The organism is Hylemonella sp. W303a (assembly GCF_046452315.1).
Classification (GTDB): Bacteria; Pseudomonadota; Gammaproteobacteria; order Burkholderiales; family Burkholderiaceae_C; genus Hylemonella.
In genome coordinates this window covers 355,970-368,324 of the sequence record NZ_JBKFDG010000002.1, presented here as the reverse complement: position 1 = coordinate 368,324, position 12,355 = coordinate 355,970, and the positions used below count along the sequence as shown (strand labels likewise).

The 12,355-nt window shown below is 66.8% G+C and carries 8 protein-coding genes and 1 pseudogene; 2 read left to right on the top strand and 7 right to left on the bottom strand.

Annotated elements, in window-relative coordinates:
* Positions 1 to 26: 26 nt before the first annotated feature.
* The 7 genes and pseudogenes from ACLBKS_RS05320 to ACLBKS_RS05290 all read right to left on the bottom strand — a co-directional run bounded on the left by ACLBKS_RS05320 (position 27) and on the right by ACLBKS_RS05290 (position 7,534).
* A complete protein-coding gene (locus ACLBKS_RS05320) occupies positions 27 to 1,301 on the bottom strand; it encodes an ABC-F family ATP-binding cassette domain-containing protein (protein ID WP_410191930.1) in 1,275 nt (424 codons plus the stop codon).
* Positions 1,302 to 1,535: 234 nt separating this feature from the next.
* A pseudogene (locus tag ACLBKS_RS05315) lies at positions 1,536 to 1,961 on the bottom strand (ATP-binding cassette domain-containing protein); the annotation flags it as partial.
* 121 nt (positions 1,962 to 2,082) lie between these two features.
* A complete protein-coding gene (gene prmB / locus ACLBKS_RS05310) occupies positions 2,083 to 3,006 on the bottom strand; it encodes a 50S ribosomal protein L3 N(5)-glutamine methyltransferase (RefSeq protein ID WP_410191751.1) in 924 nt (307 codons plus the stop codon).
* Positions 3,003 to 4,184 (bottom strand): succinyl-diaminopimelate desuccinylase, encoded by a 1,182-nt coding sequence (gene dapE / locus ACLBKS_RS05305; RefSeq protein WP_410191750.1) that lies wholly within the window; start codon positions 4,182 to 4,184, stop codon positions 3,003 to 3,005. Before dapE ends, prmB begins: the two co-directional genes overlap by 4 nt.
* Positions 4,185 to 4,199: 15 nt before the next feature.
* Positions 4,200 to 5,024, bottom strand: a complete 825-nt coding sequence (gene dapD / locus ACLBKS_RS05300) for a 2,3,4,5-tetrahydropyridine-2,6-dicarboxylate N-succinyltransferase (RefSeq protein ID WP_410191749.1) — start codon at positions 5,022 to 5,024, stop codon at positions 4,200 to 4,202.
* Between the two features lie 19 nt (positions 5,025 to 5,043).
* Complete coding sequence (gene dapC, locus ACLBKS_RS05295) at positions 5,044 to 6,309, bottom strand: succinyldiaminopimelate transaminase (protein WP_410191748.1); 1,266 nt, start codon at positions 6,307 to 6,309, stop codon at positions 5,044 to 5,046.
* 112 nt (positions 6,310 to 6,421) lie between these two features.
* Positions 6,422 to 7,534, bottom strand: coding sequence for a peptidoglycan DD-metalloendopeptidase family protein (locus ACLBKS_RS05290; RefSeq protein ID WP_410191747.1), 1,113 nt, complete (start codon positions 7,532 to 7,534; stop codon positions 6,422 to 6,424).
* Positions 7,535 to 7,688: 154 nt separating this feature from the next.
* Here ACLBKS_RS05290 and smc point away from each other — a divergent pair, with 154 nt between their 5' ends.
* Positions 7,689 to 11,222: a chromosome segregation protein SMC gene (gene smc, locus ACLBKS_RS05285; RefSeq protein WP_410191746.1), complete on the top strand. Its 3,534-nt coding sequence runs from the start codon at positions 7,689 to 7,691 to the stop codon at positions 11,220 to 11,222.
* Positions 11,219 to 12,343: a cell division protein FtsZ gene (locus ACLBKS_RS05280; protein WP_410191745.1), complete on the top strand. Its 1,125-nt coding sequence runs from the start codon at positions 11,219 to 11,221 to the stop codon at positions 12,341 to 12,343. Before smc ends, ACLBKS_RS05280 begins: the two co-directional genes overlap by 4 nt.
* Positions 12,344 to 12,355: the final 12 nt, after the last annotated feature.

Below are 12,355 nucleotides of genomic sequence, written 5' to 3'. Positions count from 1 at the left end.
ATTTTTTGCCTTGCTTGGCCTCGCGCTCAAGAAATTGTTTCGAGCGCGTTGCCCAACTCCAGCCAGCGCGCCTCCACCTGGTCCAGTTCGCCTTGCAGCGCGGCCATGCGCGCGCTCAGCGTTTGGATTTCTTCCAGCGGTGGGTTCGCGCCGAGGCGCGTTTCGATGACCTGCTTCTCCTCGCCCAGCGCAGCCATGCGCGCCTCGCATTGCTCCAGCTCCTTGCGCATCTGACGGGTGCGGTTGTTCTCGCGCGCGGCGGGCTTGGCGGCGACCGTGGCCATTACGGCCTGCGGCGCGGCGGCCGCGTTGGATGGCGCCGGGGCCGTCGCGGTGGCGCCAGGCGGATTCAAGGCGCCCGCCTTGATCGCCTCGCGTTGTCGCTTGGCTTCCTCCAGCAGGTAGCGCTGGTAGTCGTCCAGGTCGCCATCGAAAGGCAGCACACCGCCGCGCGTCACCAGCCAAAACTCGTCGCAGACCGCGCGCAGCAGGGCGCGGTCATGGCTCACGAGCATCAGCGCCCCCTCGAATTCGTTGAGCGCGACCGACAGGGCCTCGCGCGTGGCCAGGTCCAGGTGGTTGGTCGGCTCGTCCAGCAGCAGCAAATTGGGCCGTTGCCAGACCAACAGGGCCAGCACCAGGCGCGCCTTTTCGCCACCGCTCATGCTGCCCACGGCCTGCTTGACCTGATCGCCGGTGAAATTGAAGCCGCCCAGGTAACTGCGCAAGTCCTGCTCGCGCGTGCTCTGGCCGCTCAGGCGCCCGGCCTGCGTGGTGTCGCGGGCGAGGCGAATCATGTGGTCCAGCGGGGTGTCGTCCAGCTGCAGGACGTCCAGTTCTTGCTGAGCGAAATAGCCGATGGACAGGCCCTTGCCCTGGACGATCTCGCCGGCGATCGGCTGCAGATCGCCCGCGATGGTCTTGACCAGGGTGGACTTGCCCTGGCCGTTGGCGCCCAGGATGCCGATGCGCTGGCCCGCCAGCACGGACTTGCCGACGTTGCGCACGATGGTGATGGGCGCATCGGCCGCCTCCGCGCCCGGGTAGCCGCAACTCACGCCCTGCAGCGTCAGCATGGGGTTGGGCAGGTTGGCGGGTTCCTTGAACTCGAAGGTGAAGTCGGCTTCGGCCAGCACCGGGCCGATCTTCTCCATGCGCTCTAGCGCCTTGACGCGACTCTGCGCCTGCTTGGCCTTGCTGGCCTTGGCCTTGAAGCGGTCGATGAATTTCTGCAGGTGCGCGATCTTCTCTTGCTGCTTGGCGTAGCTGGCCTGTTGCAGCGCCAGTTGCTCGGCGCGCATGTCCTCGAAGCGGCTGTAGTTGCCGCCGTAGCGCTTGAGCTGCGCGCCCTCGATGTGCAGGGTCACGGTCGTCACGGCATCCAGGAACTCGCGGTCGTGGCTGATGACCAACAAAGTGCCCGCGTAGCGTTGTAGCCAAGCTTCGAGCCAAACCAGGGCGTCCAGGTCCAAGTGGTTGGTGGGTTCGTCGAGCAACAGCAGGTCGCTGGGTGCCATCAGCGCGCGGGCGAGCTGCAGGCGCATGCGCCAGCCGCCGGAGAAGCTGTTCACGGGCCGGTCCAGCTCGGTGGTCTGGAAACCCAGGCCGAGGATGAGGGCTTGCGCGCGCGCGGGCGCATCGTGCGCGCCCACGTCCTGCAGCGCCATGTAGGCATGCGCCATGCGCTCGCCGTCTTCGCTGGCCTCGGCGGCGGCGGCTTCCGCGTGGGCGGCGGCCAGGGCCGTGTCGCCCGCGAGCACAAAGTCCGTGGCGCTCTCGGCGGTTTCGGGCATGTCCTGCGCGACCTGAGCCATGCGCCATTGGGTGGGGATGCTGAAGTCCCCGCTGTCTTCGTGCAAGCCGCCGTTGAGCAGCGCGAACAGGGTGGACTTGCCCGCGCCATTGCGGCCTACCAGTCCCACTTTTTCGCCGGGGTTGATGGTGGCCGAGGCGCCGTCGAGGATGACTTTGGCGCCGCGGCGCAGGGTGATGTTCTTGAGGGTGATCATGGAGTCAGGCGTTGGGGGCGAGCAGCTCCTTGCCCATCAACGCGGTTCGGGGCACCGGGAGAAGAGTTCGGGATCATCGCGGCGGGTTCGTCTCTGGCGCAGCCGCATCGAGCGCCTCGCGCGTCAACAGCAACACCTGGTCCGCGCCCGCGCTGGTATCGAGCCAGAAGGTCTGCGCGGCCAATTCGGGGAAGGCCGCTTCGTAGTTGTCGCGCTCGTTGCCGATTTCAAGCACCAGCACGGCGTGCGCGCTCATGCGCGCGGGAGCATCGCGCAGCAGGCGGCGGATGAAGTCCATGCCGTCCGCGCCCCCGGCGAGGGCCAGCTCCGGTTCGGCGCGGTACTCGGCGGGCAGGGCGGTCATGCTCTGCTGGTTGACGTAGGGTGGGTTGCAGAGAATGAGGTCGTAGGTCCCCGGCACCTGGGCCAGGCCGTCGGACTGCCACAGCCGCACACGCTCGTGCAAGCCATGGCGCTCGACGTTGATGCGCGCCACAGCCAGGGCGTCGGCCGAGATGTCCGCGCCATCCACCTGCACCTCGGGCCAAGCCAGCGCGGCCAGCACGGCCAGGCTGCCGTTGCCAGTGCAGAGGTCGAGCACATGGCGCGTGTTCTCACCCAGCCAAGCGTCCAAGGTGCCTTGTCCGTCGGCATCGGCGATCAGCTCGGCAATGAAGCTGCGCGGCACGATGCTGCGCTCGTCCACGTAGAACGAAACGCCCTGCAACCAGGCCTCGTGCGTGAGGTAGGCGGCAGGCTTGCGGGTGGCGATGCGCTCGTCGATCAGCGCCAGAGCATCGCCGGTTTCGGTCGCCGAGACTTCGCGCGCGCCTTCGGCGTCGAAGTCACAGTCCAGCGGCAAGCCCAGCTTCCAGAGCACCAACCAAGCGGCCTCGTCCTGCGCGTTGGTGGTGCCGTGACCAAAAGCCAGGCGGCCAGCCTGCTCTGCGGCGGTGAGCCGAGTCGCGGCTTGCGCGATGAGTTCGGCCAGCGTCATCGCGCGGCCAGCGGTTCGTGCGCCAGTTTTTCCATCGTGCGCCGGTAGATGTTCTTCAATGGCTCGATGTCGGCCACGGGGATGTGTTCGTCGATCTTGTGGATGGTCGCGTTGGTGGGGCCCAGCTCGATCACTTGGGGGCAGACCTTGGCGATGAAGCGCCCGTCGCTGGTGCCGCCGGTGGTGGAGAGCTCGGTGGTGAGGCCGGTTTCTTCGCGGATCGCCGCCTGCACCGCGCCCACCAGCGTGCCCACGGGCGTGAGGAAGGGCAGGCCACCGATGGTCCAGAGCAGCTCGTATTCGAGGCCGTGCTTGTTGAGCACGCCCGTCAAGCGCTGCTGCAGGTTCTCGGGCGTGGATTCGGTGCTGAAGCGGAAGTTGAAATCCACCACCAGCGCGCCGGGGATCACATTGGTGGCGCCGGTGCCCCCGTGGATGTTGCTCACCTGCCAGCTCGTGGGCTGGAAGTAGTCATTGCCCCGGTCCCATTCCATCGCGGCCAACTCGGCCAGCGCGGGCGCGAAGAGGTGGATGGGGTTGCGCGCCAGTTGCGGGTAGGCGATGTGGCCCTGCACGCCCTTGATGGTCAGCTTGCCGCTCATGGTGCCGCGCCGACCGTTCTTGATCATGTCGCCCGTCTGCTTGACGGAGGTGGGCTCGCCGACGATGCAGTAATCGAGCCGCGTGCCACGCGCCTGCAGCGTTTCACACACCCTGACCGTGCCATCTACCGAGGGGCCTTCCTCGTCGCTGGTCAACAGCAGCGCGAGGTTCAGCGGGGCCTTCGGATGCGCCGCGACGAACTCTTCCGCCGCCACCACGAAGGCCGCGATGGAAGTCTTCATGTCGGCCGCGCCGCGTCCGTACAACTTGCCATCGCGGTGCGTGGGGGTGAAAGGATCCTGGCTCCACATCGCCACCGGGCCGGTGGGCACCACGTCGGTGTGGCCTGCGAAGACCAGGGTGGGCAGCGAGGTGAGCGCGTCGGACCTGGCGGGTGAAGCGCGCACCGACCAAAGATTGGTGACGCGGAATTCCTCCGGCCCGAAGGTCAGCGTCTCGCTCTGGAAGCCCAGCGGAGCCAGGCGCTCGGCGATCAAGGCCTGGCAGCCGCCGTCCTCCGGGGTGACGGAGGGGCGGGCGATCAGTTGCTCGGCGAGCTGCAGCGTCGTGGTCATCGGCGAAGGGTGGGCTCAGTCACGCAGCAAGTCGTTCAGGCTGGTCGTGGATCGGGTCTTGGCGTCCACCTTCTTGACGATGATGGCTGCGTACAGGCTGTACTTGCCGTCGGCGCTGGGCAGATTGCCCGCCACCACGACGGAACCGGCGGGCACGCGGCCCTGGTGGATTTGGCCCGTGGCACGGTCGTAGATCTTGGTGCTCTGGCCGATGTACACGCCCATGCTGATGACGGAGTTCTCTTCGACGATCACGCCCTCGACGATTTCGCTGCGCGCGCCGATGAAGCAGTTGTCCTCGATGATGGTCGGGTTCGCCTGGAGCGGCTCCAGCACGCCGCCCAGGCCCACGCCGCCCGACAAGTGCACGTTCTTGCCGACCTGGGCGCAGCTGCCCACGGTGGCCCAGGTGTCCACCATCGTGCCCTCGTCGACGTAGGCGCCGATGTTCACGTAGCTGGGCATCAGGATGGCGCCCTTGGCGATGTAGCTGCCACGTCGCGCCACGGCCGGGGGCACGACCCGCACGCCGGTGGCAGCCATTTCCTGGGCCGACAGGTCGGAGAACTTGGTGGGCACCTTGTCGTAGAAGCCCAGGTCACCGGCGCGCACGAGTTCATTGTCCTTGAGACGGAAGGACAGCAGCACCGCCTTCTTGACCCACTGGTGCACCGTCCATTGGCCGACCGATTCCCGCGTGGCCACGCGCAACGTGCCGTTGTTGAGTTGGGCGATGACGGAATCCACCGCGTCGGTGATGTCCTGGGGGGCGGACTTGGGCGAGAACTTGGCGCGGTCTTCCCAGGCGGCTTCGATGATTTGTTGGAGTTGTTGGCTCATGGTGTCGGTGCTGTGCGGGTTACTGATGGGATTGGACGAACTGGACGATGCGCCGCGCGGCTTCCTCGCACTCCGCCGTTTCGGCGACCAGGGCCATGCGGATGCGGCCGCGACCCGGGTTGTGCCCCGGGTCTTGTGCCATCGCGGGTGTGAGGCCCGGCGTGCTCGGGGCGCCGCGCGAATTCGATTCGCGGGCCAAGTAGCTGCCAGGCAAAACCGTCACATTGTATTGAGCCAGCAGTTCCCGGGCGAAGGCCGCGTCATCTCCGCCACAGACGCCGCGCACGCCAGCCCAGAGGTAGAAGCCTGCGTCGGGCAGGGCCACGTCCAGCACCTCGGCCAGGATGGGCGTGACCCGCGCGAACTTGGCGCGGTACTGCTCGCGGTTGGCGATGACATGGGCTTCATCGTTCCAGGCCGCGATGCTGGCCGCCTGCGTGGGCGGCGCCATCGCGCTGCCGTGGTAGGTGCGGTAAAGCAAGAAGGCTTTCAGCAGCGCCGCGTCGCCCATGACGAAGCCACTGCGCAGGCCCGGCACATTGCTGCGCTTGGACAGGCTGGTGAAGGCCACCAGGCGCTCGAAGCCTCGGCCCAGCTTGGCGGCGGCTTCCAGCCCACCCAGCGGGGGTTCATCACGGAAATAGATCTCGCTGTAGCACTCGTCCGAGGCGATCACGAAGCCGTGCCGGTCGCTCAGTTCAAACAGTTTTTTCCACTCGTCCAGCGGCATCACCGCGCCCGTGGGGTTGCCCGGCGAGCAAACGAACAGCAGCTGCGTGCGTTGCCACACGGCCTCGGGCACGCTGTCCCAATCCACCGCGAAGTTGCGCTTGGGGTCACTGGGTGCGAAGTAGGGCGTGGCGCCCGCGAGCAGGGCCGCGCCTTCATAGATTTGGTAGAAGGGGTTGGGGCACACGACGGTTGCACCCGGCTGGCCCGGGTCCACCACGGTTTGTGCGAAGGCAAACAGTGCCTCGCGCGAGCCATTGACCGGCAGCACCTGCGTGGCCGGGTCCAGCTCCAGCCCATAGCGCTTCTTCAGCCAGTCCGTGAAGGCGGCGCGCAGCTTGGGCGTGCCCGCCGTGGGCGGGTAGGCCGCCAGGTCATTGGACGGGTCGTACAGCGCGCTGTTCAGCGTCTGCTTGATGAAGTCCGGCGTGGGGTGCTTAGGTTCGCCAATGCCCAGGCTGATGGGCCGGTAGGCGGGGTTGGGCGTGACGCCTTCAAAGAGCTTGCGCAGCCGTTCGAAAGGGTAGGGCTGCAGCTTCTGGAGCAGGGGGTTCATGGGGCCGAATTATCCCGCAGCCCCTTCTGCGCTTTTCTACAGCAGGGCCTCCTCGCGCCCGCAACTGCATCCGTATGCTGGTTCGCGGGGAAGATCCGACGGACTTGCAGGCTTATTCATGCTGACGCTTGCCGCGATGTGTGCAGGTGTAGGGCCAGATCAGCCGAGTGTTGGCCGGTTGGGTCGTGCCGTCGGTGTACATCACGGGGATGAGCACGAACTTCTCTGTCTCAGGCAGGGCTTTGAGCGAGGCTGAGTCGAATGGCGGGCCACCACGGTAGAGGCCGTTCGGGTCGAGCCAAACGCCGCGTTCGGGCACGATCGCAGCGCCTGTGTCAGCGTAACGCCGCGAGTGGCTGAACCACGCTGCGTAGTGGATGGCTGGGCGCCGCCCCGTGGTGGGCCGATCCCCCTGGGCCGACAAGCCCGAGTTGCCAGTCAGCCCGACGACATCTCCCATGCGAACTCTCTGACCGAGTTTGAGCGTGGGGGGCTGGTTCAGGTGAGCGTACTGGGTGTAAATCCAAACCGGAAGTCCGGTGTCTTCGGGCGCGTGGCGCAGCACGATCTCGCGCCCTCGCTGAGAGTTGTCCGCGCCATAAATGCCAACGACCGTGCCGTCGGCCGCAGCCAGGATCGGGGTATCCCATGCGGCGGGCATGTCCATCCCGCCATGCCGTGCGCCACTGCTGGAGCGTTTGTAGTTGTAGGGAAGGGCAAAGTAATCGTCGATTCCGAGGCAATTGGCATCCTGCGGAAACCGCGGTCCCAGGCCTGTCTCGAAGAGCCCGACTCGCTGGAACTGGGCTTCGCTGTCCTGCATCTTGCAACTTTCCCGGCTAATGCCGCACAAAGTCACATGATCGAGCGCGCTGCTTGCGATCTTGTCGGTTTCGTAGCTTGCATCCATCGGTGGTGGGTCCACCAGCGTGGGGACAAGCTCCAAAGTGCCGCGGTGGCCAGGTCGGTAAAGAGCCGCCATCTCCTCCTTGCTGAGAAATCCGTCGCCGTCTTGATCCAGCGCTTCGAAATTGCCCCGGCGTTTCCACTCTTGCGGGCTGATCAGGTCGTTGTCATCGGTGTCGATGCGTGAAAAGTCTTCATCCACCCGCTTCTTCAGCTTGCCTTGAGCGTTTAGCGTTGTCGGCGCGAGAGCCAGTATCACGATCAAAAACGCGCTGGCGCACAAGGCTGAAATGCGCAGAATGGGTGAGCTGTGATCCATGTTGCGGTGTTGGTGGAAACCTGGTTACAAGGTCCCTAATCTAGCGGTTTGTGGTGCACCGGTCCGACTCTGGCCAGACGGTATGATTTCGCGTTCAGGCAGGCGTCTCCTTGTCTGTTTTTGCCTTCCACAGAACACTCAAAGCATCCCGCCCGTGCGCCTCAACTCCATCAAGCTTTCCGGTTTCAAGTCCTTCGCCGAGCCGACCAATTTCATGCTGCCGGGGCAGTTGGTGGGCGTGGTGGGCCCCAACGGCTGTGGCAAATCCAACATCATGGACGCCGTGCGCTGGGTGCTGGGTGAGAGCCGCGCTTCGGAACTGCGCGGCGAGTCCATGCAGGACGTGATCTTCAACGGCACCACCAGCCGCAAGGCGGCCAGCCGTGCCAGCGTGGAGCTGGTGTTCGACAACGCGGACCACCGCGCCGGCGGGCAATGGGGCCAGTACGCCGAGGTCGCCGTCAAGCGCGTGCTGACGCGCGACGGCACCAGCAGTTACTACATCAACAACCAGCCGGTGCGCCGCCGCGACGTGCAGGACGTGTTCCTGGGCACGGGCCTGGGGCCGCGCGCCTACGCCATCATCGGCCAGGGCACGATCAGCCGCATCATCGAGTCCAAGCCGGAGGAACTGCGCCTGTTCCTCGAAGAGGCCGCGGGCGTGTCCAAGTACAAGGAGCGCCGCCGCGAGACCGAGAACCGCCTGTCCGACACGCGCGAGAACCTGACCCGGGTGGAAGACATCCTGCGCGAGCTGAACGCCAACCTCGACAAGCTGGAGCACCAAGCCGAGGTGGCGCAGAAGTACAAAACCTTGCAGGCCGAGGCCAGCCTCAAGCAGCACCAGCTCTGGTTCCTGCGCCGCGCCGAGGCCGAGGCCGAGCAAAAGCGCATTCACGCCGAGGGCGAGCGTGCCGTGATCGACCTGGAGGCGCGGGTGGCCGATCTGCGTCACATCGAGGCCGAGCTGGAAACCATCCGCCAGGCGCATTACGCGGCGGGTGATCAGGTCAACCAGGCGCAGGGCAAGGTGTACGAGGCGGGCGCCGAGGTGGGGCGCTTGGAGGCCGAGATCCGTTTCGTGGTGGAAGGCCGTCAGCGCGCGCAAGAGCGGCTGAAGGCCTTGAAGGAACAGAACAGCCAGTGGGGCGAGCGCAAGGGCGAGGCCTTGGCCGAGATCGAGCGCCTGGCCGAGTTGGCTTCGACCGGCGAGGAAAAGAACGTCGAGCTGGCCGCGCAGCTGGAAGAACAATCCGCCGCGCTGCCGGAGTTGGAAGACGCGCTGCGCCAGGCGCAGCAGCGCGCCAACGAACAAAAGAGCAGCGTGCACGAGGTGCAGCAGCAGATCCAGGTGCTGGCCGCCGAGCAGCGCGGCATCGAAGAGCAGACGCGTCAGTTGCAGCAGCGCCGCGAACGCCTGGATACCGACAAGAAAGCCCTGGCCGCGCCCGACGAGGCCAAGCTGCAGGCTCTGCAAACCCAGAACGCCCAGACCCGCGAAGCCGCCGAAGAAGCCCAGGCCCGCCTGCAGGAACTGCAGGAGCGCGCGCCTCAGCTGGACAGCGAGCGCCAGGACAAGCAGCGCGCCGCCAACACCGAAAGCGCCCGTCAGGCGGATTTGTCGGCGCGGCTGGAAGCACTCAAGGCCTTGCAGGACAAGGTCAAGACCGACGGCAAGCTGCAGCCTTGGCTGGCCAAGCATGGCCTGGACGGCTTGCAGGCTCTGTGGACGCAACTGCACATCGAGCAGGGCTGGGAGCACGCCCTGGAAGCTGCCTTGCGCGAGCGCATGGCGGCGCTGCCCATCAGCCGCTTGGAGATGCTCAAGTCCTTCGCGGCCGACGCCCCGCCCACCAAGCTGGCTTTCTACAGCGCGCCTGCGGCCGCTGCCGAGGCGCCCAGTCAGGGCAAGGTGAACCTGTCGCCCCTGGCCAGCCTGCTGCGGGTGGGCGACGCAGGCCTCAAGGCCGTGCTGAGCGACTGGCTGCAAGGCTGCTACGTGGCGCAGAGCTGGGAAGAAGCCCAGGGCCAGCGTGAACAGCTCGCGGCGGGCGAGGCCATCTACGTCAAGAGCGGCCATGCCCTGGGCCGCCACAGCGTCAGCTTTTACGCGCAAGACAACGAACAGGCCGGCCTGCTGGCCCGCGCCCAAGAAATCGAGAGCCTGGACAAGCAGGTGCGTGCTCAGGCGCTGATCAGCGAGGAGGCCAAGAGTGCGCTGGTGCGCGCCGAGGCCGCCTATGCCGATGCCGCGCAGCGCCTGGTCGCTGTGCGCCGAGAAGCCGACGAGGCCCAGGCCCGCGCCCACGAGGTGCAAGTCGAAACCTTGCGCCTGACCCAGCTGGCCGAGCAGACCCGTGCCCGCAGCGAGCAGCTGCAAGGCGACATGGCCGAGGTGGACGCCTTGCTGGAAGATCTGCAGGAGCGGCGCATGGCCGCCGAGGCGCGCTTCGAGGAGCTGGACATGCGCCTGGCCGACAGCCAGGAACGCCAGGCCCAGCTGGACGAACGCGCGCTGGAAGCCGAGCGCAAACTGGCTGCGAGCCGCGAGCAGTTGCGCGCGCTGGAGCGCCAGGCCCAGGAAGCCACCTTCGCCCTGCGCTCGCTGGACGCACGCAAGGCCGAGCTGGCCCGCGCCATTGAGACCGCCGAGCAGCAGTCCGCCGCCATCGCCAGCGAGGAGCAGCGCCTCAACGAAGAGCTGACCCGCGCCACCGACGCCGCCGCCCAGGCGGGCCTGCAAGGCGCGCTGGCGCTCAAGACCGAGCGCGAGCAGCAACTGGCCGCCAAGCGCAGCGAGTACGACGACCTCACGCTCAAGCTGCGCGCCAGCGACGAACGCCGCATCAAGCTCGAGCGTGAGCTGGAGCCGCTGCGCGCGCGCATCACCGATTTGCAGCTCAAGGAACAGGCCGCGCGTCTGGGCCTGGAGCAGTACACCCAGCAACTGGCCGAGGCCCAGGCCGACCTGGACGCCGTGGCGCGCTCCATCGAGGAAGGCAAAGTGCGGCTGCGTGGCGGCGAAGGCGGCTTGCAGGGTGAGATCGAGCGCCTGAACCGCGAGATCGCGGCGCTGGGCGCCGTCAACCTCGCCGCGCTGGAGGAACTGGCCACGGCGCGCGAACGCAAGCAGTTCCTGGATGCCCAGTCGGCCGACCTGAACGACGCCATGAACACGTTGGAATCCGCCATCCGCAAGATCGACGCCGAGACGCGCGACCTGCTGGGCGACACCTTCAAGACCGTCAACGAGCACTTCGGCAAGATGTTCCCCGAGCTGTTTGGCGGCGGCCAGGCCAAGCTGATCATGACGGGCGAGGAAATCCTCGACTCGGGCGTCCAGGTCATGGCCCAGCCGCCAGGCAAGAAGAACCAGACCATCCACCTGCTCTCGGGCGGTGAGAAGGCGCTGACGGCCATCGCGCTCGTCTTCGCCATCTTCCAGCTCAACCCCGCGCCTTTCTGCCTGCTGGACGAGGTGGACGCGCCGCTGGACGACGCCAACACCGAGCGTTATGCGCGCCTGGTGGGCAGCATGAGCAAAGGCACCCAGTTCCTGTTCATCAGCCACAACAAGATCGCGATGGAAATGGCCGAGCAACTCATCGGCGTGACCATGCAAGAGCAGGGCGTGTCGCGCATCGTCGCCGTGGACATGGAAGCGGCCGTGTCGATGGCCGAGGCATGAGCGCGTTGCAGCTGGGTCTGTTGATCGCCGGTCTGTTGGTGCTGGCGGGGGTGCTCGCGCATGGCTGGTGGGTCGCAAGGCGTGGTCGTCCGCGTTTGGCCGAGCCTGAGCCCCGAGTCTGGCCTTATGTCGAACCGTCTCCTGGGCATCCGACATCCGCGCCGTCCTTGACGCCGCACGCCCCTCGGGTGCACGTGCCGCACCCTGGCATCGATGCTGAGCCCTCCTGGCCTGCTCCCGCGCAAGACGCCGCCGCCGTGACGGAGCGACGCTTGCAGCCCAACCACCTGGACCCGTTGGTCGACGTGCTCGCGACCATTGAATTGGAGTTGCCCATCTCAGGCGACGCCGTGCTGCACAACCTGCCCGCGACACGCCGCGTGGGCAGCAAACCCTTCGCCGTCGAGGCCCAGGCCGATGACGGTACGTGGGAGCAACCCCAGCCGGGTCAGCAATACAGCCTGTTGCAGACCGGTGTGCAGCTCGCCAACCGCGCGGGGGCCTTGAACGAATTGGAGTATTCCGAGTTCGTGCTCAAGACCCAGGCCTTGGCCGATACCTTGGGGGGCGCGGTCGACCTGCCCGACATGCTGGATGCCATGGCCCGCGCGCGCGAGCTGGACGGATTTGCCCAGGCGCATGACGCGCAACTCAACATCACGTTGCGCGCCAGCCGTACCGCCTGGAGCGCCGGGTATGTGCAGCAGCTGGCCAGCCGTCTGGGCTTCGTCGATGGCGTTCTGCCTGGGCGCATGGTCCTGCCCCGCGTGGCCGTGCACTCCCCCGTGCTGGCGGGCCTCCCCCAGCAAGCGGTGCTGACCTTGCACCACGATCCGCAGGCCGCGACCTCGGCCGACCCCGCCATGACCGCGATCCGCGAAGTCATGCTCAGTCTGGACGTGCCCCAGGTCCCGCGCACCGAGCGTCCCTACGAACGCCTGCGCGCCGTGGCCACCCAGCTGGCCCAGCAGATGGACGGTCGCCTGGGTGACGACGCGGGCCGGCTGCTGGTGGTGGAAGACCTCGACCGCATCGGCGTCGAGTTGGAATCCTTGTACGACGCGTTGGAGGCACATGGCTTGCCTGCGGGCTCGTCCGCCGCCCGCCGTTTGTTCAGCTGAGAGACAGGGGAG

Coding starts and splice junctions, on each gene's coding strand:
- ACLBKS_RS05280 (WP_410191745.1), top strand. CDS start 11,219: ATGAGCGCGTTGCAGCTGGGTCTGTTGATCGCCGGTCTGTTGGTGCTG.
- prmB (WP_410191751.1), bottom strand. CDS start 3,006: ATGACGCTGGCCGAACTCATCGCGCAAGCCGCGACTCGGCTCACCGCC.
- ACLBKS_RS05320 (WP_410191930.1), bottom strand. CDS start 1,301: ATGCGCGCCGAGCAACTGGCGCTGCAACAGGCCAGCTACGCCAAGCAG.
- ACLBKS_RS05290 (WP_410191747.1), bottom strand. CDS start 7,534: ATGGATCACAGCTCACCCATTCTGCGCATTTCAGCCTTGTGCGCCAGC.
- dapD (WP_410191749.1), bottom strand. CDS start 5,024: ATGAGCCAACAACTCCAACAAATCATCGAAGCCGCCTGGGAAGACCGC.
- dapC (WP_410191748.1), bottom strand. CDS start 6,309: ATGAACCCCCTGCTCCAGAAGCTGCAGCCCTACCCTTTCGAACGGCTG.
- dapE (WP_410191750.1), bottom strand. CDS start 4,184: ATGACCACGACGCTGCAGCTCGCCGAGCAACTGATCGCCCGCCCCTCC.